The sequence below is a fragment of the Candidatus Poriferisodalis sp. genome, assembly GCF_965208555.1.
Lineage (GTDB): Bacteria > Actinomycetota > Acidimicrobiia > Acidimicrobiales > Poriferisodalaceae > Poriferisodalis.
In genome coordinates this window covers 1,179,930-1,203,587 of record NZ_OZ242342.1, presented here as the reverse complement: position 1 = coordinate 1,203,587, position 23,658 = coordinate 1,179,930, and the positions used below count along the sequence as shown (strand labels likewise).

20 protein-coding genes are annotated in these 23,658 nt (G+C 68.7%); 10 read left to right on the top strand and 10 right to left on the bottom strand.

Annotated features, from left to right (window positions below; translation table 11 throughout):
• The first annotated feature begins 51 nt into the window (after positions 1-51).
• Positions 52-2,487 carry a CaiB/BaiF CoA transferase family protein gene (locus ACOGXE_RS05550; RefSeq protein WP_419932955.1) on the top strand — a complete coding sequence of 812 codons (2,436 nt, stop codon included), beginning with the start codon at positions 52-54 and terminating at the stop codon, positions 2,485-2,487.
• A gap of 59 nt (positions 2,488-2,546) precedes the next feature.
• Here the strand turns inward: ACOGXE_RS05550 and ACOGXE_RS05545 are convergent, their stop codons facing one another.
• Positions 2,547-3,344: a VOC family protein gene (locus ACOGXE_RS05545; RefSeq protein WP_419932954.1), complete on the bottom strand. Its 798-nt coding sequence runs from the start codon at positions 3,342-3,344 to the stop codon at positions 2,547-2,549.
• Between the two features lie 37 nt (positions 3,345-3,381).
• Entirely contained in the window at positions 3,382-4,353 is a 972-nt protein-coding gene (locus ACOGXE_RS05540; RefSeq protein ID WP_419932953.1) for an alpha/beta hydrolase, read from the bottom strand.
• A 137-nt stretch (positions 4,354-4,490) separates the two neighbouring features.
• Between ACOGXE_RS05540 and ACOGXE_RS05535 the strand changes: the two genes are divergently transcribed.
• Positions 4,491-6,209 carry an N-acyl-D-amino-acid deacylase family protein gene (locus tag ACOGXE_RS05535; protein ID WP_419932952.1) on the top strand — a complete coding sequence of 573 codons (1,719 nt, stop codon included), beginning with the start codon at positions 4,491-4,493 and terminating at the stop codon, positions 6,207-6,209.
• A 31-nt stretch (positions 6,210-6,240) separates the two neighbouring features.
• Here ACOGXE_RS05535 and ACOGXE_RS05530 read toward each other — a convergent pair whose 3' ends face one another.
• Positions 6,241-7,422, bottom strand: coding sequence for a hypothetical protein (locus ACOGXE_RS05530; protein WP_419932951.1), 1,182 nt, complete (start codon positions 7,420-7,422; stop codon positions 6,241-6,243).
• Positions 7,423-7,534: 112 nt separating this feature from the next.
• Between ACOGXE_RS05530 and ACOGXE_RS05525 the strand changes: the two genes are divergently transcribed.
• The 4 genes from ACOGXE_RS05525 (at position 7,535) to ACOGXE_RS05510 (ending at position 10,362) form a co-directional block, all read left to right on the top strand.
• Entirely contained in the window at positions 7,535-7,777 is a 243-nt protein-coding gene (locus ACOGXE_RS05525; protein ID WP_419932950.1) for a hypothetical protein, read from the top strand.
• A gap of 113 nt (positions 7,778-7,890) precedes the next feature.
• Positions 7,891-8,550 (top strand): enoyl-CoA hydratase/isomerase family protein, encoded by a 660-nt coding sequence (locus ACOGXE_RS05520; RefSeq protein ID WP_419932949.1) that lies wholly within the window; start codon positions 7,891-7,893, stop codon positions 8,548-8,550.
• Positions 8,551-8,621: 71 nt separating this feature from the next.
• On the top strand, positions 8,622-9,647 hold the full coding sequence (locus ACOGXE_RS05515; RefSeq protein WP_419932948.1) for a CoA transferase: 1,026 nt from the start codon (positions 8,622-8,624) through the stop codon (positions 9,645-9,647).
• A complete protein-coding gene (locus tag ACOGXE_RS05510) occupies positions 9,640-10,362 on the top strand; it encodes an enoyl-CoA hydratase/isomerase family protein (protein WP_419932947.1) in 723 nt (240 codons plus the stop codon). The genes ACOGXE_RS05515 and ACOGXE_RS05510 overlap by 8 nt, the downstream gene beginning before the upstream one ends.
• Here ACOGXE_RS05510 and ACOGXE_RS05505 read toward each other — a convergent pair.
• From ACOGXE_RS05505 to ACOGXE_RS05495, 3 genes are read right to left on the bottom strand one after another with little or no spacing between them, the layout of a single operon-like run.
• Positions 10,359-10,769 (bottom strand): VOC family protein, encoded by a 411-nt coding sequence (locus ACOGXE_RS05505; protein WP_419932946.1) that lies wholly within the window; start codon positions 10,767-10,769, stop codon positions 10,359-10,361. The genes ACOGXE_RS05510 and ACOGXE_RS05505 overlap by 4 nt on opposite strands.
• A gap of 11 nt (positions 10,770-10,780) precedes the next feature.
• Complete coding sequence (locus ACOGXE_RS05500; protein WP_419932945.1) at positions 10,781-11,554, bottom strand: hypothetical protein; 774 nt, start codon at positions 11,552-11,554, stop codon at positions 10,781-10,783.
• Complete coding sequence (locus ACOGXE_RS05495) at positions 11,551-12,759, bottom strand: LLM class flavin-dependent oxidoreductase (protein ID WP_419932943.1); 1,209 nt, start codon at positions 12,757-12,759, stop codon at positions 11,551-11,553. The genes ACOGXE_RS05500 and ACOGXE_RS05495 overlap by 4 nt, the downstream gene beginning before the upstream one ends.
• Positions 12,760-12,932: 173 nt before the next feature.
• Here ACOGXE_RS05495 and ACOGXE_RS05490 point away from each other — a divergent pair, with 173 nt between their 5' ends.
• Positions 12,933-13,502, top strand: a complete 570-nt coding sequence (locus ACOGXE_RS05490; RefSeq protein WP_419932942.1) for a hypothetical protein — start codon at positions 12,933-12,935, stop codon at positions 13,500-13,502.
• Positions 13,503-13,515: 13 nt separating this feature from the next.
• Here the strand turns inward: ACOGXE_RS05490 and ACOGXE_RS05485 are convergent, their stop codons facing one another.
• The 4 genes from ACOGXE_RS05485 to ACOGXE_RS05470 all read right to left on the bottom strand — a co-directional run bounded on the left by ACOGXE_RS05485 (position 13,516) and on the right by ACOGXE_RS05470 (position 19,520).
• The gene (locus ACOGXE_RS05485; protein ID WP_419932941.1) at positions 13,516-14,688 is read right to left on the bottom strand and encodes an amidohydrolase family protein; all 1,173 of its coding nucleotides are present in this window, start codon (positions 14,686-14,688) and stop codon (positions 13,516-13,518) included.
• 41 nt (positions 14,689-14,729) lie between these two features.
• Positions 14,730-15,320, bottom strand: coding sequence for a disulfide bond formation protein DsbA (locus ACOGXE_RS05480; protein WP_419932940.1), 591 nt, complete (start codon positions 15,318-15,320; stop codon positions 14,730-14,732).
• Between the two features lie 136 nt (positions 15,321-15,456).
• The gene (locus ACOGXE_RS05475) at positions 15,457-18,135 is read right to left on the bottom strand and encodes a CaiB/BaiF CoA transferase family protein (RefSeq protein WP_419932939.1); all 2,679 of its coding nucleotides are present in this window, start codon (positions 18,133-18,135) and stop codon (positions 15,457-15,459) included.
• On the bottom strand, positions 18,132-19,520 hold the full coding sequence (locus ACOGXE_RS05470; RefSeq protein WP_419932938.1) for a serine hydrolase domain-containing protein: 1,389 nt from the start codon (positions 19,518-19,520) through the stop codon (positions 18,132-18,134). The genes ACOGXE_RS05475 and ACOGXE_RS05470 overlap by 4 nt, the downstream gene beginning before the upstream one ends.
• Positions 19,521-19,590: 70 nt before the next feature.
• On the opposite strand from ACOGXE_RS05470, the gene ACOGXE_RS05465 reads away from it, so the two are divergent.
• The 3 genes from ACOGXE_RS05465 to ACOGXE_RS05455 all read left to right on the top strand — a co-directional run bounded on the left by ACOGXE_RS05465 (position 19,591) and on the right by ACOGXE_RS05455 (position 23,633).
• Positions 19,591-21,165: a class I adenylate-forming enzyme family protein gene (locus tag ACOGXE_RS05465; RefSeq protein WP_419932937.1), complete on the top strand. Its 1,575-nt coding sequence runs from the start codon at positions 19,591-19,593 to the stop codon at positions 21,163-21,165.
• Between the two features lie 53 nt (positions 21,166-21,218).
• On the top strand, positions 21,219-22,370 hold the full coding sequence (locus tag ACOGXE_RS05460) for an amidohydrolase family protein (RefSeq protein WP_419932936.1): 1,152 nt from the start codon (positions 21,219-21,221) through the stop codon (positions 22,368-22,370).
• Between the two features lie 66 nt (positions 22,371-22,436).
• Positions 22,437-23,633, top strand: a complete 1,197-nt coding sequence (locus ACOGXE_RS05455) for a CaiB/BaiF CoA transferase family protein (protein WP_419933480.1) — start codon at positions 22,437-22,439, stop codon at positions 23,631-23,633.
• Positions 23,634-23,658: the final 25 nt, after the last annotated feature.

Sequence of the window (23,658 nt, the reverse complement as noted above, 5' to 3'; positions counted from 1 at the left end):
GCGCGGGTCAGGCGCCCCTAGGCACCGAATCTGCGAAGGCCGCACGCTTCGATGACCGCGCGCGGTCTCGACGGCATCCGTGTCGTCGAGCTGGGACGGATGGTGGCGGCTCCGTGGACAGCCAAGCTGCTCGCCGACCTCGGCGCCGATGTCATCAAGGTCGAGCCGCCGGAGGGCGACACAGCGCGCCGTCGCGGACCGTTCGCTGTTGACGCTGGTCGTTCCGACCCCGAAGCCGGCTCGGGGCTGGTGGGCGGCCTGTTCGCTGCCATCAACACGAACAAGCGCGGCGTCGTGGCCGATCTCGCCCAACCGGACGGCCGCGCCACGCTGCAGGAACTGCTCGCAGACGCGGACCTGTTCATCCACGATCTGGCCCCGCGAACCGCAGCGGCGCACGGCCTGACGGCAGAGTCGCTGCGGGCGCAACACCCGTCGCTGGTGACGACGTCGATCACGCCATTCGGGCAGACCGGCCCCTACGCCGACTGGCGGGCCACCGAGCTGCAGGTCATCCACGGCGGCGGCTGGGGCTGGCTCACCCCTGGCTGCGTGCAGGACGCAGAGCTGCCCCCGCTGAAGCCGCACGGCCACCAAGCTGCCTTCCAGTCGGGTTTCGCCGCGGCGTGCGCCTCGCTCGCCGCTGTCGACCGGGCACAGCGCACCGGCCACGGCGAGCACATCGACTTCGCCCAGATGTCCTACGTGGTGGGGATGCTGGAAGCGGCGTTCATCAGCTGGTCGTACCGGGGCGAGAACCCCAGCCGCCTGGGTGCGCGCATCCTCAACCCGTGGGGCATCTTCCCGGCCAGCGACGGGCACATCTTCCTGGTGTGCGTCGAGGCCGATCAGTGGGAGCGGCTGAAGGACTTCATGGGCCGGCCGGAGTGGGCCGACATGGACATCTTCGCCACGCTCGAGGGTCGCTTCGAGAACGAGGACCTGCTGCGTATGTGGCTCGGCGAGTGGATCGCCGCGCAGCCCGTGACCGAGCTGTTCCATCGAGGCCAAGCAGAGCGGCTGGCGTTCGCCCCGGTGAACACGGTGGCGCAGATGGCAGCCGACCCGCACCTGGCCGCACGCGACTTCCTGGTCACCTACGACCAGCCAGGACTGGGCAGCGTCACCGTTCCCGGTGCGCCGTCACGGCTTGCGAACCGGTGGTGGTCCATCCGCCGGCCCGCTCCCGCATTGGGCGAGCACAACGGAACGGGTTTCGGCGACGCGGCGGAAGCAGCACCAGCGCAGCCGCCCCCTGCCGCACCCATGACACGGCCGTCCGACCGCCCGCTCGACGGCGTCACGGTGGCGGACTTCACCTGGGTCTGGGCCGGTCCGTACTGCACACTGCACCTAGCGCATCTGGGCGCGACGGTCGTCAAGATCGAATCAGCGGCCCGGCCGGATCTGGGCCGTCGACTGCCGACACAATCAGGCCGCCACACCCCGACGCTCGACACCAACGGCTACTTCAACCAGTACGGCCAGGGCAAGCAGAGCATCACCGTCGACATGGGCACCGCCGAGGGCCGTGGGCTGGCGAAGCGTCTGGCGCTGGCGTGCGACCTGGTGGTGTCCAACTACGCCACCGGCGTGATGGACGGGTGGGGTCTCGGCTACGAGGCCTTGGCTGCAGAGCGTCCCGACGTGATCGTTGGCGCCATCAGCGGCTACGGCCACCACGGGCCGTACAAGTCGTACATGGGCTACGGGCCCACCACCGGGCCGCTGTCAGGCCTCGCGTCCATGACTGGCTACCCCGGAACGGACGCAGACGAGCTCGGCGTATCCCTCGGCGACCCGGCGGCCGGCATCGCGACGGCGTACGCACTGGTCGCCGCGCTGGTGGCCCGGCGGCGCACCGGCGAAGGCCAGTTCATCGACACGTCCATGTGGGAGGCCACCACGGCGTGCACCCCCGAGGGCTGGATGGAATGGGTGCTGAAGGGCACACAGCCCGATCCGATGGGCAATCTGGACCCCCTCTGGTCGCCGCACAACCTGTATCGCTGCGCCGGCAACGACGACTGGATCGCAATCTGCTGTGTCGACGAGGCCGAGTGGTCGGCGCTGGCGGGCATCACCGGCATCGACCCCGCCGACGAGCGGTTCGCCACGGCCGCTGACCGCAAGGCGAATGAGGCCGAGCTCGACAAGCTGATCGGGGCCTGGACCCGTGAGCGCGACCAGTGGGACGTCACCGAGCTGCTGCAGGCCGCCGGCGTGCCTGCGTTCCCGTCGCTCAGCGCACGCACGCTCGAGGTCAACCCGCACCTCGTCGAGCGAGGGCTGATCGAACGCCTGGATCACCCTGTCGTGGGCCAGATGAGCCACGTCGGCATCCCGTGGCTGCTGACCGACGGCACTAACGGCGTGCGCGCACCTGCGCCCACGCTGGGCCAGCACACCCATGACGTGCTTGCCGACGTGCTGGGCCTGAATCCCGCCGAGATCGCCGCACTCGAAGCAGCCGGCGCCCTGCACTAGGCGCCGCCATCAGTTCGTGACCCCAGTGAGCAACGTTGTTCGCTGGTCTGCCTTGAGCGTCAGTTCGGCCAGTCGGTGAGGGTGACGAGGTCGAACATCGCTCCGGCGGGGTCGGAAACGGTGGCGGCGCGGCCAGGTCCGAAGTCGAACGGCGGCATTATCACGCTGCCGCCGTGAGCGGTCACCGTGGCGCAGGCGGCGTCGACGTCGGACACCCCGAAGCTCACCCGCCAGTGGGGCGGCACGCCGGGAGGCAGTGGCGCCATCGAAGTGCTGGCGACCGGCTCTCCGCCCAGTGTGAACACCACCGGCCCGTCGGGAGCTTCCTCCATCGTGCCGGTCTCCCAGCCGAACAGCTCGCAGTAGAAGGCTGCCGCAGCGTCGTCGTCGTGCGTGGCGACCTCGGCCCAGGTGAACGCACCCGGAGCGTTGACGATGCCCGCACCGATGGCGGCGATCGGCGCCCACGTGCAGAACACGGCGCCGGTGGGGTCGGCGGCGATGACCATCCGGCCTGCGGCGTCGGGACCCGGCTCGGGCACGTCGATGGCGGGTCGCATGACGGCGCCTCCGGCTGCCGCGACTTGGCCCGCGAACTCGTCTGCGTCGTCCACGGTGACGTAGACGTTCCAGCACGGCGGGACACCTTCGCTGAGCATCTCGGGCGGCATGTCGAACACTCCAGCGGCAGGATGCCCATCCACGACCGCCATGACGTAGTTGATCTCGCCGGTGGGGTCGCGCTCGAAGTCCCACCCGAGCACGGCTGCGTAGAAGCCGAGAGCACCTTCGACATCGGTCGTCGCCAAATCGACCCACGATGGCGTTCCCGGCGCGTGACTCTCTCGTATCGGCATACCGGTGCTTCTCCTTGCGCTCGGCGAGAAGGCTTGTCTAGTCCGACGGTGCGAGCGTGCGGCGCAGGACGCTGGAGGTCAGCTCCTGGGCTTCGTGTGCCTGAGCCAGGAATCGGGTCATGCCGAAGAACCCGTGGAATTGGCCTGGGTACTCGATGAGGGTGGTGGGCACGCCCGCATCGGCGAGCTTCTGGGCGTATTCGACGCCTTCGTCGCGCAGCGGGTCATGGCCGGCCACGATGACCAGCGCCGGCGCAGCCCCAGCCGGGTCGTCCACCGCAAGCGGGGCTGCGTACGGGTTGCTGCGCTCGGACGGGGGGCAGTAGTGATCGTCGAACCAGGCCATGGTGGCGCGGGTCAGCAGGTAGCCCTCGGCGTTGGCGATCATCGAGTGGGTGTCGCGGTCGAAATCGGTAACCGGGTAGATCAGCACCTGCAGGGCCGGCTGGCCGCACGATTCGCCGTTCGCTGCGCCGTCACGGCACATGAGCGCCACGGCAGCGGCCAGGTTGCCACCGGCGCTGTCGCCGCCGATCGCCACCCGGGCCGGGTCGATGCCCAGCTCGGCTGCGTTGTCCATCGCCCACTGGGTGGCAGCGCAGCAGTCGTCCGCCGCGGCCGGGAAGGGGTGCTCGGGAGCGAGTCGGTAGTCCACCGAGACGGTCACGATTCCGGCCAGCATCGTGAGCGCGCGGCAAGTGCGGTCGTGGGTCTCGATGCTGCCCACGACCCAGCCTCCGCCGTGGAAGTACACGAGGCAGCCGAGCGTCCCGTCGGCCGCAGCGGTGGCGGCGCCGGCGCCGGGGCGGTACACCCGCACGGCGATGTCGTTGCCGTCAGGGCCGCTGATGGTGCGGTCTTCGGTGCTGGCAACGTCGACGAGCTCTCCGGCGGGCGGCATCTCCTCGAAACCCTGGCGAGCACGCTCGTGGCCGACCTGTTCGAACGTCGGTCGGCCCAGGGCGTTGAGTTGGTCGATGACGGCTGATGCTTCGGCTTCGAGAGTCACGGCCGGCAGCATATGTTCGCTGCGCGCGGCCGTGCAGCGGTCGGGACGGCACGTCTGCGGGTGCGCTGTGCTCGGCTGCCGTACGCTGAGACGGGCATTCACGCCGAGGGCGATGGCTGCGATGACGGGGGCACGACATGGGTGATCTGCTGATCTCTGGCGGAACGTTGATCGACGGCACGGGTGCGGAGCCCCGGCGGGCCGACGTGCTGATCTCCGACGGCGTCGTCGCCGAGATCGGCGACACCCCTGGGGCGCTGGCCGGCAGGAAGGCTGATCGCACCGTCGACGCCGAGGGCCACGTCGTCACGCCCGGCTTCATCGACGTGCACACCCACATGGACGCCCAGATCGCGTGGGATCCCATGGGCGAGAGCTCCTGCTTCCACGGCGTGACCACCGCGGTGATGGGCAACTGCGGCTTCACGCTGGCGCCCGCCCGCCCTGAGGCCCGCCATCTCGTGGTGCGCAACCTGGAGCGGGCCGAGGACATCTCCGCGGAGGCGATGGCTGCGGGCATCGAGTGGACGTGGGAGACCTTCCCCGAATACCTCGACTTTGTCGAGGCCACGCCCAAGGGCATCAACTATGCCGGCTACCTGGGTCACTCGGCGCTGCGCACCTGGGCGATGGGCGAGGCGGCGTTCGACCGCGGCGCCAACGACGAGGAGCTGGCGCTGATGCTGCAGCAGCTGCGCGACTCGCTGCGCGCCGGCGCCATCGGCTTCACCACCTCAATCTCGTACAACCACGAGACCGCCGACGACCGCCCGGTGGCCTCGCGCCTGGCGGAATGGTCCGAGATCGATGCGCTCGTCAGCGAGATGGGCAAGATGGGCGCCGGCATCTTCGAACTGGCCCACCACGGCGACCTGCGCTCCCGCGACGCCGAGCGCAACGACGCCTATGTCGCCAAGGTCGTCGAGCTGGGGGCCCGCACACGCGTCCCGATCACCTACGGCATGCTCGCCCCCTCCAGCCAGGACCACCACTGGAAGCCGGTGCTCAAGCTGCTCGACGGCATCAACGGGGCTGGCGGCGTCTCGTGGGGACAGGCGCACACTCGCTGCTTGGGCACCCTGCTGTCATTCAAGACGTCGCTGCCCTTCGACGGACTGCCGCTGTGGCGCGAGATACGGGCGGACTCACGGGGCGAGCAGTGGGCTGCGCTGCGCGACCCCGACATCCGGCGACGTCTCATTGACGAAGCCGAGAACGGTGACTACGGCAGGGCCCTCGGCCCGGAGGCCCGCAAGCCCGTCTGGGAGCACATCTACCCGCTGACACGACCGCTGCCGCCGTTCCGCACGATGGACGTCATCGCGGCCGAGCGTGGCACGACGCCGATGGAGGCGTTCGTGGACCTCGCTGTCGACAGCGACCTGGAGATGTTCTTTGTGCAGGCACTCGCCAACCAGGACCAGGACTTGGTGCTGCATCTGCTGAAGCACCCCCGGGCCATCCCGACGTTCTCCGACAGCGGAGCCCACGTCACCCAGATCATGGATTCGTCGCTGCAGACCCACCTGCTGGGACATTGGGTGCGCGACCGCCAGGAGTTCACGCTGGAAGACGCGGTGCGCCGCATCACCCAGCTGCCGGCACAGGCATGGGGCTTCGATGACCGAGGGGTGCTGGCGGTCGGCAAGGCCGCCGATGTGAACGTGTTCGATCCCGAGACGGTGTCACCGGATATGCCCAGGCTGGTGCACGACCTCCCGGCAGGGGCGCCCCGCCTGCGCCAGACCGCCACCGGATTCGCCGCCACCATCGTCAACGGCGAAGTGATCACCGAGCACGGCAAGGTGACCGGTGCCGTTCCGGGCCAGCTGCTGCGAGGCCCGCTCGCCCGCTGAGCAGCTCTGCCGAGCGTTCTCGCCAAACGGCTCAGCGGGCGGTCGTCTTCGTCGCAGACTCGACTGCGTTCAGACTCTGCCGTTTCTCGGTGACGCCCGGGTTGGGGCGGTTGCCGACATAGGCACTGCCGTAGTTGGGCTCGCTGGTCCAGGCGAGGTTCTGCAGGGTCACCTCGAACCCGCGCCGAACGTCTCTCCAAGCAGCCAGTAGCCGGTCTTCGGCGTCGTAATCGAACGGATCGCCCAGCCGCTGCTCGAGTGCTCCGCCGCGTTCGAGCGGGTTCTCCGCCAGCCAGCGCGCTGCGGCGCGCCAGGCATCGACCGGTGCCAGCACGTCGTGGTAGCCGAGATCTCGCACCGTGGGCCCGATGTCGAGCACCCGGTGGGTGGTGGACCAGCTGCCCACCATCGGCCGGGCGGGTGCAGCTAGGTCATACGGCAGCGACACCAGCTCCCAGCTGTGGTTCAGTTCGTCGGCAATGACCTCGGCGATCTGTGCGATCGACAGGGCCGACGAATCAGCCACGTTGTAGATGCCGCCCAGCGCCGCCGTAGGCGCATCGCACGCCAGCAGTGTTGCGTGGGCGGCGTTGCCGGTCCAACCCTGACTCTTGACCGTCAAGCCGGCGTCGGCCACCACCAGGTGGGGCCGGCGGTCGAGCGCCCGTCGCACCAGCGGCCATTCGCGGGGCAGTGGCTGACGCGGCCCGTACAGCTGCGGGTAGCGCAGGTGAATGGCCTGCGGGTGATGCTCGAACACGGATTCCTCAGTGACCCGGATCATCCGAAGCTTGCGGAAATCCTCCCCGTCGCCCACCAGCGGCGCACCGTGCGGCAACGGCACCGTCATGCCGAGCGGGAACAGATCGTCGGGGCTGCCGAAGCCCCGGTACACACCGACCCCGCCGATCGACACGAAGTGACTGCAACGACGGGCCAGCAGCGACGCCAGTACCCGCAACCGCCCGTACATCACGACAGCTAGATCGAACGACTCACTGCCGAGAGCATCCGCGGTGGCCTCGCCGTCGAACGGGTCGGTGTGGATGTGACGGACCTCGGGGCCGATGAGCCCTGCATCCTGTGGACCCAGCTCGTGCCGCCCCGTATGCAGGATGGTCACGTCGAAGCCGCGTGCGACCAGTCCGTTGACAACCAGCGGTCCCGTCGGACCGGTCCCGCCGATCACCAGTGCAGTTCGCGGTGCCGCCACGGGGTCATTGTGGCGCGAGAACACTCGACCGCCATGAGGTAATGCAAGAGCGCGGCGTGTAGCTTCATACGGACCACATTCCGGATTGACACGATGAGACCAGGGGGATGCTGTGGCGACCAAGGCTGGAGAGCGTCTGGATTTCGACGGCGGCGTACAGGTCATCGTCACCAAGGGCGGTGACGCTGATATCTCGGCGTCTTCCGGTGGCGAGGGACTGAAGGTCGGCAAGCGTTACCAGGACGAGGATTCCGGTATCGAGGTGCTCGTCACCAAGCCGGGCGCAGTGACCTTGCAATGCAACGGCAAGGACATGGCCCTGCAGGAGCCCAAGAAGACCAAGTCGGCCGACTGAGGCCGATCAAGCCAGCGCTGGGCCGACTAGGCCCAATCGATCCATTTGCGCCGGCCACCCAAGGGGGTGGTGGCACCCTGAACCGCATCGAGCATCTCCTGAGCGGCGGCGAGATGGACCGCGCTGCCGCGCGTGCGCTGGTCGAGCTGTGCGTGGACGTGCGGGAGACGCGCGAACCGGCAGTTGTGGTTCTGCGCAATGCGCCCGGCACCGACTTCTGCACCGGCATCAGCTTCGATCCGCTTGAAGTCCAGCCTGATCCGGCGTCCGCACTCGCAACGGTGCGAGGACCGGTGGTGTGCGCAATCACCGGCGAATGCTCGGGTCCCGGTCTAGAGATTGCCTTGGCGTGCGACATCCGCCTGTGCGATGCGAGCGCTCGCTTTGCGCTGCGAGACGCGCTGGAAGGCCGGCTCCCGGCCTGGGGCGGCACCCAGCGCTTGCCACGCGCCGTCGGCGCTTCACGAGCGAACTCGATGCTGCTGCTGGGGGCCGAGATCGACGCCGCCACGGCGCTCGAGTGGGGACTAGCGCACGCCGTAGAGGTCGATCTGGATGATGCAGTGGATCGCTGGCTGGACGACTTGGCCGGCGCGGGGCCGCTTGCGCTGGAATTCGCCAAAGAAGCGGTCCATCGTGGCTCGGAGCTGCCGCTTGCTGACGGATTGCGCCTCGAGGGCGACCTCAACCATCAACTCGCCGCCACTGACGACCGCGCCGAAGGCCTCGCGGCCTTCTTCGACAAACGGCCGCCGGACTTCGTAGGGCGTTAGCCATGCGAAGCATCGGACACGGCGCAGGGCGTTAGCCATGCGAAGCATCGGACACGGCGCAGGGCGCTGAGGTGACCGACTGGCTGCCGCCGGGCCTGTTCGACTATGGCGCCGAGCTGGCTGCCGAGGCTGATCGGCGATTGGGTGCCGGTGTGGTCGGCGATGCCGCGTGCTGGATCGACATGCCGCGCCGTCTGAAGCTCGCCGACGTGGTCTCTGAGCCCGTCCGCTGGGGCAACGGTGCGCTGTGCGTGGATCTCGGACCTGACGATGGCGAGACCTGGGAGCGCTTTGCTGAGGTGCACCAGGGCGAGTCCGACACCGAGGCCGTGGCTGCGAGCGCGCAGGAATGGCGCCTGCCGGTCACTCCGTACCGCCGGATGTCGGAGGCGGCTGTCGTGACGGCCGCGCCGGAATCGAACTGCGAGCCAATGGACCCGGCATCTTTCGACGGCGAGGTCCTCGACGGAAAGCAGATCGTGGACCTGACCTCGATGTGGGCTGGCCCGCTGTGTACCGAGCTGTTGGGCCGTGCCGGCGCCGAGGTCCGCAAGGTGAGCTCGACGGCTCGGCCCGACGGTTTGGCAGGCACGGTGATGTACGCGGAGCTGAATGCCCATAAGACAGCCGTCGAACTCGATCCCCGGTTCGGCGCGGGCCGCGACGCTCTCGAGAGACTGCTGGCGACAGCAGACCTGCTCGTCACCTCGCTCTCGCCCAGGGCATTGGCCAATCTCGAACTGCTGCCCGAGCAGCTCTGTGTCCGTCACCCGCGGCTGCACACGCTGGCGGTCACCGCCTTCGAGCCGGATTCGCCGGAGTGCGACTGGATCGCGTACGGCACTGGCGTGCACGCCGCCGCTGGCCTGGGCTGGATGGGAGATGAGCCTCAGGCACCGGCGTACTCCTATCCCGATCCGCTTGCGGGGCTGCGGGCCGCGCGTGTCGCGGTGGACCAGCTCGCTGGCGTTGCGCACCAGCACCGACGCGTGTCGATGGCGGGCGTCGTGGCACCGCTGGTCGGCTCGATGGCATGCAGCAGCGGAGACGGCACTCCGACATCCGCTGCCGGATCCGGCGGTGATCGGCATGGCTGAGCGGGTCCGGCTGGTCTTCGGTCATGACGGCGTTGCGACGATCACGCTGTGCCATCCGCCGCTCAATATCTACGACCTCGAAACGCGCGACGGTCTCATCGAGGCGATCACGGCCGTGCGCGACGTGCCCGATGTGCGGTGCGTGGTGCTCGCCGCCGAGGGCAAGCACTTCAGCGCCGGCGCCGACCTGTCCGAGTTCGGCACCGCCGAGTCGATCTTCGACGCCCGGCGTATCCGGTGGGACCGCGATCCGTGGCTCCCGCTGGCGAATCTGCCGGTGCCCACCCTGTGTGCTCTGCACGGCTATGCACTGGGCTCGGGACTGGAGATGTCGCTGCTGTGCGACCTGCGCATCGCCAGCGACGACGCGGTGCTGGGCCTGCCCGAGACCAAGCTCGGCATGCTCCCCGCCGCCGGCGGAACGCAGAGCCTCACCGCGGCCATCGGGCCGGTGGCGGCCTTGCCGCTGGTGCTGAGCGGCCGCAATATCGACGCGGCCGAGGCCCACCGGCTCGGCATCGTCGCCGAGGTCGTGCCGACCGACGAGCTGGACAGCCGAACCGTCGAGCTGGCCGGCCAGCTCGCCCGCATCGATCAGCCGGTGGCGAGGGCGCTGCGCCGCTGCCTGCGCGCTGCGAACGACCTCCCGCTCAGTGACGGCCTTGCCGTCGAGCGTCGCTGGGCCCGCCTCGCGGCAGCAAGCTCAGCCGCTTAGCGGGAGACGACGCAGAACTCTGAGCCCTCGGGGTCGGCCATGACCGTGGCCCGGAAGCCCAGGTGACCGGCGGTCTCGGTGGCGGCGGGCACCAGAACGGTCGCGCCGAGCGCAACCAGCCGTGCGACCTCGTTGTCCATGTCGCGGGTGAACAGATCGAGGTGGGCGCGCAGCTTCGCCGTCTTGGCTTCGGGCACTCGCTGGATCGTCAGGTGGTTCAGCATCCGGCCGCCGTCCGCCTCGGACAGCGTGATGTACGGGCGGCCGTTGCCGACCCGCGTGCTGAACCCGATGGCCGCCTGCCAGAAGTCGGCGATCCGCGCCGGGTCGGCGCAGTCGATCGTCACCCCCACGGCCCGCAGCTGCGGACCCTGGTCGCCGGCTGTCGTCCCGGTCGAATCGTCCATGGCCGCGGACGCTACTGCACCCGTTCGGTTCCCTCCGCGGCGGGCTTGGCAGGATCGCACACGAACCGGATCGGCGGGATCTCGATGTCCTCCAGCGATACCGAGCAGCTCACGACCCAGTACGGATCCAGCAGCGGCTGTCCCCAGGCGGCCGCGTCGAACGCGTCTATCCGGGCCGCCAGCCGCTCGACGCGTGACGGCTCGTGATGCGTCTCGATCTGGACGAGCCGGAGCCCTAGCGGCGTGTGTGCCAGGTTCATCGAGCCGACGTGCTGGAGATCGCCGACCGAGAGCGGATCGGGGTCGAGGGCACTCAGCTGGAGCATCGTGCCGGCGCCGTCTCGAGCCAGCGCGCCGTTGTCGGTCTCGCCGGCCGGGGCGACAGTCAGATCGACGCCGTCGTAGTGACGGCGCAACGCGACATGTGCTTGCTGCGCAGGAAAGCCGAACTGGGAACGCAAGCCTGCAACGGCGTCGTCGGTGGAAGCGGCTGCGCCGGTGCAGAACGTCCGGGCGCGGGCGCCGCTGCGGCACACCACCCGCACGAACGCTGCGCTGAATGCTCCCCACGGGCTCTCAGACACGTCCCACGCCAGCAGCGACATGGCAGGGGGCACGATCGGGTGCAGTCCTGGCGGCAGCACTGCTTCACGCGCTGGGCGCCGCAGCTCGGCGACCAGCGACAGGCCCGTCACCCCGCCGAGCCTCACCGACTCTGTGCCGAAGGCAGAGATCTCGGACGCGCCAGCGGCCAGCTCGTCCACCGATGCCGTTCCCGAGATCATCGGCTCGCCCCGGCAGGCGTCGTCGAGGGCGCGGGCGCTGCGCCAGATGCGCTCATGTCGGGAATGCTGGTCGGTGCCTGCACCCGGGCAGCCCGCTCCTCCGGGGTCTGGAACTGCGGGATGACCTCGGTGGCGAACAGTCGCAGGCTGTCGAGCACCTGCTCCTGGGGGATCATCTCCATGGCATTGAGCAGGAAGTTGATGCCGGTCACGCCGACTTCCTCCCACTTGCGGATGGTCCGCACGAGATGGTCGGGGTCGCCGATGCCGACGCCTTCGGGCAAGCCCTTGGCTGCGCTCGGGTCGTCGGCGGGTGCGCTGCCATTCGGGGTCCCGCGGCTGCGCAGCGCGGCACCCGCGTTGCCGAGCGTCTGGTAGGCCCGCGTCGGGTACGCCTCGCGGGTGAAGTACAGATGCGCGTTCGACATGCTGAATGCGCCCACCATCGGCAGGCCCAACGCTGCCGCTTGGCGGTAGTCCTCGTGGCAGTACAGGAAGTTCAGCGTGTGGACCTGGCCGTTCACGAAGCTGCCCACCGGGTCGCAGTCGACCACCCGGCGGTAGTACTCGGCGGTGCGCCGCTCCTGCTCGGCGAACGGTGCCGCGCTCACGCCCAGGCAGCCCAGGCCTCGCTCGGCGGCGTCCAGCTCGGTGCCCGGCGTGGTGACCGTCACCCACATCGGCGGGTGCGGCTCCTGGAACGGCTTGGGAATCACGTTTCGTGCGGGCATCTCGAAGCGGGCGCCCTCCCAGCCGAAGTCGTCTTCGGTCCACATCTGCGGGATCACCCGAACGAACTCATCCCAGGTCTTCTTGGTGTCGTCGGGGTCGGCGCAGAACCCGCCGAGCTCGGTCCACGTGCTTGACCGGGCGGTGCCCAGCTCAAGCCGGCCGTTCGAGACGATGTCCAAGGCAGCCGCCCGCTCCGCAACGCGGATCGGGTTGTTCATCTCCGGAACGCACACCACGGCTCCGTGGCCCACCCGGATGCGCCGGGTCTGCGCGGCCACCGCGGTCAGGAACACCTCCGGGGCGGGGCAGTGGGAGTACTCCTCCAGGAAGTGGTGCTCCACGGCCCATACATGGTCGAAGCCCACCTCGTCGGCCACGCGGCACTGTTCGAGCGCGTTGTGGTACGTGAGCCACTCATTGGCCCGGCTGAAGGGCCGCGGCACCGACAGCTCGTAGAAGATCCCGAACTTCATCGCCACGTTCTAGCGCAGCGCTTCCATCACGGCCCGCTCGACGAGCCTCAGACGTCGATGCGGTACAGCTCCGCGCTGAAAGACGCGGTTCTTGTCGTAATAGCAACTATGTTTCTGCACCTTGTCCGAAAGAGGCACGGTCGCTCCTGGTGGCGTGCGGAAGGGAAGCGACGATGAGGACAGTGAAGAGCGCGGCCTGCGCGCTGTTCGCAGCTGCGCTGCTGGCGGTGACTGCGGGACCGGCCCTGGCGACGAACGACATGACGATCACCGGCGTCTGCAATAGCGGCAGGCTGAGCTACCAAGTCACACTCACCGGTGTTGGCAACACGCCAGGTTCCGAGGCTCCGTCCACGGATGAGCCGATTTCGTTCACCGTCACGGGGACGGCGTTCATGGCCCACGGTGAAAGGTGGGAGCTGCATTCCAACGGTTTGCGGTTCGTGTCCGGTGACAAGATCGAGACCATCGCCGGTTCCACCGCGTGCGCCGTTCCGAAGTTCTCGCCCCCGGCGCTCACCCCGACGGAGAAGAAGTCCGTCGCCGTGGCGAATGCCGTCAACAACGCCATCAGCAAGCAGACTGGCGCCGCTGGGTACACGGCGGTGGCGCAGGCATGGAACACGTACTGCGCCGATGTAAAGGGTTGCACCGACACGCTGCCGACGAGTCCCGCGGCCTACTGCGCCGAGCTCGGCATCACCGGCACGGGCCACAAGCTCACCGGTGGGTATGTGTGCTGAAGACTGATGGGGCTCAGATGTCGATGCGGTACAGCTCCGCGGCGTTGAGCGACATGATGCGCTCCACGTCGTCGTGCGGAATCCCCTCGAGTGCCTGCGCCAGGCCGTGGTCGTCCCGGGGGTACAGGCACGTCGGGTGCGGGAAGTCGGTCTCGAACATCAGCGATTGCGCGCCCACATACTCCAGGGTCGGCCGCACGGTGGAGCGCTCGAACCAGAAGCAGCCGTAGAACTGCCTCCGGAAGTAGTCCGACGGCAGCATCGACAGCTCCGCCAGCTCGTTGGGTGCCGTCTCGTGCATCTGGTGGTCGAGCACTTCCAGGAAGAACGGCAGCCAGCCCACGCCGCTCTCGACGGAGACGAACTTGAGCTCGGGGAAGCGCTCGGGCACGCCGGAATAGATCATGTTGCCCACCACCCGGGCGTTGCCCATGAACAAGTTGGCCGAGCCCACCGCTAGCTGGCGCTCGAGCCCGAACGACGGCCACGGCGCCTTGCCGTAGTAGTCGAGGTTGCCCTTCGACGAGCCAATGTGGAAGTTGACCGGCATCGCAAGGTCCGAGCACACCTGCCAGACCGGATCCCAGTGCGGTGTCGCCATATCGGGCAGACCGGCTTCCTCGGGGTTGGAGCACGTCACGATGCCCCGCAGCCCGTTGGCGTGGCACCGCTCGATCTCGCGCACGGCGGCGTCGAGATCCCACCACGGCAACAGCGCCATGCCGAATACTCGCTGGCCGCTCGCCTCCTGGAACTCGGCCAGCGCGTCGTTGTAGATCTCGACCGAGATCAGGCGCAGTGCGTCGTCGGGCGATTTGAGGAAGTTCTGGTTCCCGAAGCCGGCCACGTTGGGGTACATGATCTGCGCCTCGAGGCCGAGCTGGTCCAGCATCTCCACCCGGGCCTCTGCGTCGTAGCTGGCGCGGTGCACCATCTCGTTGTCGAAGTCGAAGAAGACCGTGCCGGTGACCTTCTCGCCGGCAGGGTCCACCACCGACGAGGCGATGGGCAGTCCGATCGGTATGGCGTCGTCGAACCACCAGCGGCGCTTGCCGCCTTTGGTCTCCATGCGCGGCACACGGTCGCGGTACTTCGCGGGCGCCCGCGACGTCCACAGGTCATACGGCTCCGACCAGTGACTGTCGGTGTCGATGATCTTGAGGTCGTCAAGAATCGTGCCGCTCATCGCCGCTGAGCCAACTCCACAAAGGGCCGCTGCCGGGACCCTCAGCCCACCGACGGGACGGTGACCGGGCGCTCGCCGAACTCGGGCCGCTCGGTGCGGGTCTTCTTCAGTTCCCAGAAGCCGTCGATGTCCATCATGGCCACCATGCCGTCCCACAGCTTCAGGGCGTCGTCGCCCGTCGGCGCTCGGGTGATCACCGGGCCGAAGATGCCGACGCGCTCGCCGTCGGCGCGGTCGAGGGCGATGATCGGCGTGCCGACGTCGGTGCCCACGAGTGCCAGGCCCTCGTCCATGCGAGACCGGATCTCGGCATCCCACTTCTCGTCGGTTGCCGCCTTGGCGTGTTCGGGATCGATGCCGAGCTCTTCGAGTGCCTTCGCGATGTCGAAATCGCGGTCGCCGTCGTGGTGGATGCGGCTCGCAAAGTCCCAGTACACGCCGAACACGGCGTCATCGCCTTCGGCGGCGCGGATTGACTCCATGACCCGCAGCTGCCCGTGCGTGCCCACGACGGCGTCGTAGTACGGGCTGTCGGTCGGAGGCTCGTTCTTGAAGAGCAGGCTGATCGGCTGCCACTTCACCTTCAGGTTGCGCTCGGAAGCGACTTCATCGACGACCCACCTGGCCGTCACCCAGCACCAAGGTCAGATGGGGTCGACCCAGAACTCGATCTCGGTGTCTGTGCCCGTGTCAGTTGCCATGCGGGCAATCTACCCGTGATGCGGCGAGCGCATCAGGGGCGCGACGCGCCCGCCAGCCGGACAACAGCTACATGGAGGTGCCGTCGGGATTCAGGTAGTCGCGGGTGATGTGCCCCTCGTCGCACAGCGCCTGCCACTCGGTGTCGTCGAGGCCCAGCAGCTCGCGGTAGACGTACTCGTTGGCATCTCCCAGGATGCCGATCGGCCGCCACGGCATCTCCGGGCCGTCCCAGCGCCACTGGCGCCCGGGGAAGCTGTGCCAGCCCTGCTCGACCGAACCGTTCTGGCGGAACCAGCAGCGATCGCCCATCTGCGGGTCGGCCCGCAGCTGCGACTCGCGCAGCACCGGTCCCGCGGGCACACCCGCTTGCTGGCACTGGTGGAACACCTCGGCTGAGGTGCGCTGCTGGGTCCATGCGCTGATCTGCTCGTCGATCTCGTCGTGGTAGGTGTGACGCCCTCCCAGCGTGGCCAAGCGGTTGTCGTCGCCCAGTGCGGGGGCACCGTCGGGCCGGTCGCTGTCGAGCAGGCCGGCAAGCGCCGCCCAGTCGGCGTCGGTTTCGCACGCGATCACCGCCCATTCGTCGTCGTGGTCGGGCCGAGCAGGGTCGGTCGCGCAGCGGTAGCAGCCCTGCGGCGCCCGGGCCACTGAACGATTGCCCAGCGGCTGATGACGGGTGCCGTTGGCGGCAGCGTCGATGAAGTACTCGCCGATGTGCTGCATCACGTTCTCGGATTGCGAGAACTCGATGAGCTCGCCGACGCCAGTCCCTCCGGAGCCGTCGATGCCGTCGCGCCGTCCCAGCACCGCCAGCACCGCGAAGGCAGCAGTGGCGGCGCTGGCGGGATCCATGTGGAACACCGAGGTCAGGCTGGTCGGATCGTCGTCGGCGTAGCCCCGCAGGCCCGTCAGCCCGCACAGCGCCTCGAAGTTGGCGCCGAAACCGACCCAATCCGAGTACGGACCCTCGAGGCCCATCGGCGGCATGCGCAGCACGATCGTGCGCGGATTGACGGCGTGCACGGTTTCCCAGTCGAGCCCCAGTTTCGGCAGCACGCCGAGGGAGTTGTTCTCCACGATCACATCGGTCTGCTGCACGAGCCGGTGCAGCGTCGAGCGCCCCAGCTCGGTCCGCGGGTCGAGCGTGCAGCTCAGCTTCCCGCGAGCGTGAGCGCTGAACAGGTTCTGGCGGTTCCACGGACGTCGCCCCGGATCGTGATCCGGATAGCCCGACAGCGGCCCCAATTCGGGATTGATCTCCCGCGGCGGGCGAGGCATCAGGCCCCGGGTCGCCGTCGGGAACACGTAGGGGTTGTCCACCCGGATCACCTCGGCGCCGAGATCGCCCAGGTACATGGTGCAGGCCGGTCCGGCCCACACGACCGTCAGGTCCAGCACCCGGATGCCGCTCAGCGGCAACCGCGTCGGTTCCCGGCGTGCCGGAGCGATGTCCGGCGAGCGAGGATTGCCGGCCTCGCTCGTCGCCGCGACGCCGGGTGCTGCGAGGCCAGCACGTACCTCGGCGTCGTGCTCGCCCAGCAGTGGCGCATGCCGCGGTGTCGTCGATGCTTGATCGGATGCATCGCGCGGGTTGACGCTATGGAGGCGAAACGGCGCACCGAGCTGCCGGACCGTTCCCGCCGCCGGATGCTCGACGGGCAGGAAGAAGCCTCGTGCCGCAAAGTGCGGATCATCCAGCAGGTCGGCTGGAGCGTTCAGCGGGGTCACGCCCCACTTGTTGACTTGTGCTGCAGCGCCGACGGTGCTTTGGGTGTGGCCTGCCAGCCATACAAATAGCGCGGTCTCAACCATGTCGGGAAGATCGGGATCTGCCAGCCACGCAGGACTTGCAAATCGTTCGGCCAGCGAGTTGCCGTCACCGCTGTCGCCGCCGAGGCCTGCGCTGGTGAGCGTCTGCACCATCCGGGGGGCCCACGACGGCAAGGTGAACACCAGCGCCCACCCGTCGGAGGTGGGGTAGAAGCCGACCGGCGACGCCCGTTGCGGCTGGCGCGCGTCTCTGCCCACGTCGGTGCCGGTCCACGCCTGGTACAGCAGGTAGGACGCCCGGCGGTCGATGGTGCCCGCCTGCGCCTCGAACGCCGACACGTCGATGTGAAACGAGCGGCCGCTGCGCCGGCTCATCTGGTATGCCGCCAATGTCGGCACGGCCGCCAGGTTGCCCACCTGGTACGAGGTGACGTCCCCGCTGAGCTTGACGGGCTCGCGCTCGTCGATGCCGGTGCCCCACATCGGTCCGCCCATCGCATAGGTCACGATGTCGCTGCCCCGGTATCCCGCCTGCGCGTAGGAGCCGGACTGCCCGAACGGCGTGATCGAGGTGAGCACGATGCCGGGTCGAAGGTCTGCGAGCGTCTCGTAGCCAAGTCCGATGCGGTCCAGATGGCCCGGCGGGAACGCCTCGATGACGATGTCGGAGTTCGCTGCGAGCGATCGGATGAACCCGAGATCGTCGGCGCTGGGCTCGGCGGCGCCGATGTCGGCAACCACGCTGCGCTTGTTGGTGTTGAGATGCAAGAAGAGCGGTGAGTGCTCCCCGCCGTCGGCATCGCTAGGCGGTGCCGACGCGTCGCCCCACGGCCCGTGGCGCCGCGCAGGATCGCCGCCCGGCGGCTCCACCTTGACGACATCGGCGCCGTGGTCGGCGAAGAGCTTGCCCAGGTAGGGACCCGAGGTCCCCGTTGCGAGCTCCAGCACCCGGATACCGGCCAACAACTGGCTCACTGCTGCCCCCTTGTCGCCAGGATCGGGGCCAGCGATTCCAGCAGGCCCCCGACGTCATCGGGGCCCTCGAGGCCCAGCAGGTTGGTCGTGAGGGCGATGCCGAGATCAAGTGCGGGCGCGTAGGCCGCAATGGTGCGAAAGCCTGGAACGCCGCCGCCGTGGGTGTAGATCGTCACACCCAGGATCTCATCGGTCGAGATGCCCAGGCCGTAGCTGCTGTCTGGCATCGGATGACCCGCTGTCATGAGCGCGACCTGCTCGTCATCGAGAATGTCGGTTGCGAACAGACCCCGGATCAGCAGCGCCACGTCGCCGATCTGCGCCTCGATGCCGCCGCCGGTCCAGCCCGCGGAACGGGCGAAGTCGCTCGGGACCGTGCCGACATCCACGAAGATGGCGTCGCCATGGGTGATCTGGTTGTCGCTGGTGAGCCCCAGCAGCGGACCCATCAGGTAGCCGATCGTGCCGCCGACGTACCCGTTCGCCGTCGGCTCGGGCGGAAACTCCTCGGGCGTCAGGTAGGTGTGTTGCAGGCCCAGCGGCTCGAACACACGAGACCGCAGTTCCGCCGCGGCCGTGTTGCCGGTGACCGCTTCGATGAGCAGGCCCGCAGCGAGATAGCCGGTGGTGTTGTAGTGGCGTTCGGTGCCCAGCTCGGCCACGGGGCCGTACTCGGCAGCGAATTGCAGGATCTCCTCGGGCGAGATCTGCTCGGCGAGCCGGGGCGCTGCGAGTTGGTAGAACTGCACGTCGAACGCGTACTCGACAAATCCCGAGGTGTGCCCGAGCAGGTCACGCACCGTGACCGCAGCGGCGTGCTCGTATCCCGGTGCCCAGTCGTCGCCCAGATACTGCGCCACCGGTGCGTCGAGCTCGACGAGGTCTTCGGAGGCGAGCTGCAGCACCACAGCGGCGGTGACCGGCTTGGTGACCGAGCCGATGCGCACGTGATGATCGACCGTCATGGGAACACCGGTGGCGATGTCGCTGAGGCCCCACGCGAAGGTTGCGGGCTCGGCGCCGCCCTGAGTGACAGCCAGCACGAGGCCAGGTGCCCCGGTGCGCTCCATCCACTCAGCGACTGCGGCGCCGAGCGGATCCGCTGGTTCGGCGCCGGCCTGGGATCCCTCGCTGGACTCACTGCGGGATTCGGCTTCGGCCTCGTGCTGTGGAACAGCCGTGGTCGCCGGCGCTGCGGTGCTTGCCGGTGCCTCCGTGGCTGCCGGCGTTGCCGCAGTCGTGGAGGGCGCTGCGGTGGCTGCCGGTGCCGGAGCCTCGGTAGTCACCGGGGATGTCGCAGCTGTCGTCGGCGCTGTGTCGTCTGCGCTGCTGCAGGCGGCGGTCAGCAGGCCGAGACTCAGCAGTGCAGCCGCGAGTCGCTTCATGCGCGCAGCGTAGGGCTCGTCCGGCAGACTGTGTCGCCGGCCGCGAGGCCGCAGCGCAGAGGGGATCGACGTGAATCTGGGAATGCTGCTCTTCATGCCAGCGACCATTGCTGGCGAACAGGTCATCCTGATCGACACCTCGACGGAAGCCGGCGGCGGCACGGCCCGCGAGGTGACCTACCAGGAGCTGCTCGACAACGTGAGTCGCACTGCCGGCATGCTGACCATGCTCGGCGTGGGCGTCGGCGACCGGGTTGGCATCTTCGCCACCAACAGCGTGGAGTGTGTGGAGGCCATCTTCGGCGGTGCGTTCGTCGGCGCCACCGTCGTGCCGATGAACTTCCGCGCCGGTGCGGAGGAGACCGCCCACCTGCTCAGCGACAGCGGCATCAGCGTTCTGTTCACCGAGTCTCGCTACAGCGACCTGATCTCCGAGAACAAACCCGACGACCTCGAGCACGTCCTGGTGCTCGACGATCCGTCGTCCTATGCCGCCGCCCGCGACGATGCGTTCGAGCTGCCCGTGCCCGAGGACGTCGACCCCGATGGGCTGTGCGCGCTGCTGTACACGAGCGGCACCACGGCCATGCCCAAGGGCGTGAAGCTCACCAACGGCGCCATCACGGGTTATGTCATGGGCACCAACGACGCTGCGACCGGCGAGGACATGGGACGCATGGCGGTCGCGGCGCCGCTGTACCACATCGCCGGGCTCACCTCGATGCTGAACGCCCTCTACAGCGGGCGCGTGGTGGTGCTGCTGCCGCAGTTCGAAGCGTCGTCGTGGATCGACTGCGTGCAGGCGCACTCTGTGACGCACGCATTCCTGGTGCCCACCATGCTCGCTCGGGTGCTCGAAGCGCCCAACTTCGGCCATGAGGCCTTCAGCGGCCTCGACGCCATCACCTACGGCGCGGCGCCGATGCCGCCGTCGGTCATCCGCCGAGCCATCGACATGTTCCCGGCGAACGTGGCGTTCGCCGGCGCCTACGGGCAGACCGAGACGACATCCACAGTGGCCGTTCTGGATCCCGACGACCATCGCATCGACGGCAGCGACGAAGAGAAGGAGCGCAAGCTGCACCGGCTCTCCTCGGTGGGCCAGGTGCTCGAGGACGTGCAGGTGCGCGTCGTGGACGCCGACAGCGGCGAGGTCGTGGCGCCCGGTGTGATCGGCGAGGTGCAGCTGCAGACGTTCCGCGCGATGGACGGCTACTGGGGCAATGACGAGAAGACTCGCGTCACCATCGACGACGAGGGCTGGGTGCACACGGGCGATCTCGGCTACCTCGACGACGACGATTACCTGTTCCTGGCCGGCCGTACCGGCGACATGATCATCCGGGGCGGCGAGAACGTGCTTCCCGACGAGGTGGAGGGCGTGCTGTACGACCACCCGTCGGTGCTCGAAGCAGCGGTCGTGGGCCTGCCCAGTGAGGAGTGGGGTGAGCGCGTGGCGGCAGCGGCCGTCGTGCGGCCCGGCAGCGGCACGACGGGTGACGATCTGGTGGCTCACGCCCGCGAGCGGTTGGCGCCGTTCAAGCGGCCGGAGTTTGTGCATCTGATGGACGAGTTGCCGCGCACCTCCACTGGCAAGCTGCTGCGCCGCGATCTCATTCCCATGCTCGACGAGCTGGGCATCTGAGGCCGTCCCCGGGGCTCGGCCACGCTGAGCTGGCCGGGATCACAGGCGCAGCCGTGAGCACCACCCCGGCGCTGGGGTATCGGGACGATCATCTGCACCTGCTGGCGTGCGCGGCTGCACGCCGATCGGCAAACGTGAGCGCCGCCACATCGATGGCCGAGCTGCTGAGCACCATTGGCGGAGCCGCACAGGAACGGTCAGCGTCCGGTGACCGGGATGGGTGGCTGCGCGCGTGGGGTTACGACGACGCGCTGCTCGACGAGCGGCGCCATCCGACCGTTGCCGAGGTGGACGCCGTGACCGGGGGTTGCCCGACGGTGCTGCATCACCTCACCGGTCACGTCGCCATCGTGAACTCGGCCGCGGGCCGAGCGCTCGGATTGGCGGGCGGCGAGGTGCTCGTCGAGCGTCACGACGTGCTGGCAGCGGTGCCGCGCCCCGATCGCGCCGCGACGGTTGCCGGTGTCGCCGGCGTACTGGCCGACCTGGCTGCCGCGGGTATCACCGCATGCACCGACGCGACGCACACCAATGACCTGGGCGCGCTGGAGCTGCTCGCAGAAGCGGCTGCCGGAGTACCAGCCGTGGACGTCACGGCCATGGTGGGTGCCGATCGGCTTGACTCGCTGGAAGCGCTCGGGTTCGGCGAGACGGTGCTGTTTCACGGGGCCGTGTCGGGCAGCGCGGGGGTGCGGGTAGGGCACGCCAAGGTCATGCCGCCTCACGACGACGACAGCGTGATCGCCGACTTGGTGTCGACGGCGCGCGCGCATCGATTCCCCGTTGCGGTTCACGTCATGGACATCGACACGCTGCAGGCCACCTTGGATGCCCTCGAAGCGCACCCGCCTCTGGCCGTCGGCATGCCAGCGGGGGCGCCCGACCGCATTGAACACTGTGCGCTCGCGTTGCCCGAGCAGCTCGACCGCGTTGCCCGGCTCGGCATCACGGTGGTCACCCAGCCCAGTTTCGTGACACGGCGGGCGCAGAAGTACCGGGAAGAGCTCTCTTCGACCGAGCAGGAATGGCTCTGGCCGCTGGCCAGCCTGCTGCGCCGCGGGATCCCGGTGAGGTTCTCCTCGGACGCGCCGACGGTGCCCGCCGATCCGGCCGAGTGGATGGCGGCGGCTGCCGGTCGGGACGTGGCCCCTGCCGAACGCATCGACGTCGACACCGCTCGTCAACTCTGTCTCGCAGGCGGCTGAGTACGCTGCCGCATCGCCGCTGGGCCGCCAAGGCGCAGCCAGCACGTCGTGACAGGGGGAGTACGGATGGCCGGGCCGATGGAGGGCATCCGAGTCGTCGAATTGGGCGTGTGGATCGCGGGACCCGCCTGTGGCGGGATCCTGGCCGACTGGGGTGCCGATGTCCTCAAGGTGGAAACTCCCGACGGCGATCCGTTCCGCTCGCTGGAGTGGCTGTTTCAGGGCGACGGCAACCCGCCCTTCGATCTCGACAACCGCGGCAAGCGCAGCATCGCGCTCGACTTGCGGCAGCCTGAGGGCCTCGCTGCCCTGCATGCCCTCCTGGCCGATGCCGATGTGTTCTTGTCCAACATTCGCCCTGGTGGGCTCGAGCGCATGGGTCTCGACTATCCGTCGCTGGCCGAGCGCTACCCGCGCTTGATCTACGCCAGCGTCACGGGCCTCTCGCTGCGGGGCGACGAACGGGATCGCCAGACCTATGACGTGGGTGCGTTCTGGTCCCGCGCGGGGATCGTCCGGTCGCTGACCCCCGAAGATGCCGACCTGCCCTACCAGCGCGGCGGCATGGGCGACCACATGACCGGGCTGGCGGCAGCGGCAGGCGTTGCGGCGGCCCTGTTCCATCGCACCAGCACCGGCAAGGGCCAGCTGGTGGAGTCGTCACTGATGCGCCTGGGGACCTACCTGCTGGGCTGGGACCACAACGTCACCGCCATGACCGGTGCTGAAACCGAGGCCTGGGGCCGCGACAGACCGCCCAACCCCCTCATCAACTGCTACCGCTGCAGCGACGGCGAGTGGCTCTGGATGCTGGGCCTCGAGGGCGACCGTCATTGGCCGAATGTGGTGACCGCCCTGGATCGGCCGGAATGGGAGAACGACCCTCGCTTCGCCGACATCGTGAGCCGCTTGGAGCATGCGGCGGCCCTGACGGCTGAGATGGACGCTGTCATGGCCACGCGCACGCGTGCCGAGTGGGGTGAGATCTTCGATGCCAACGACGTCTGGTGGTCCCCAGTCCAGTCCACCCTGGACATGCGGTCAGACCCGCAGGCCCGTGCTGCCGGGTGCTGGGTGCAGGTGCCGGCGCCTGATGGCGGTACGGCCGAGATGGTTGCGACGCCGGTGGATTTCTCCGAGAGTGCCTGGGCTCCCGGCGGACCGCCGCCCGAACTCGGCCAGCACACCGAGCTGATCCTGCTCGAGCACGGCTACGACTGGGATGCCATCGAGCAGCTCAAGCAAGCGGGCGTGATCCCCTAAGGCGGTCGCGCGTCGAGACTGCCGC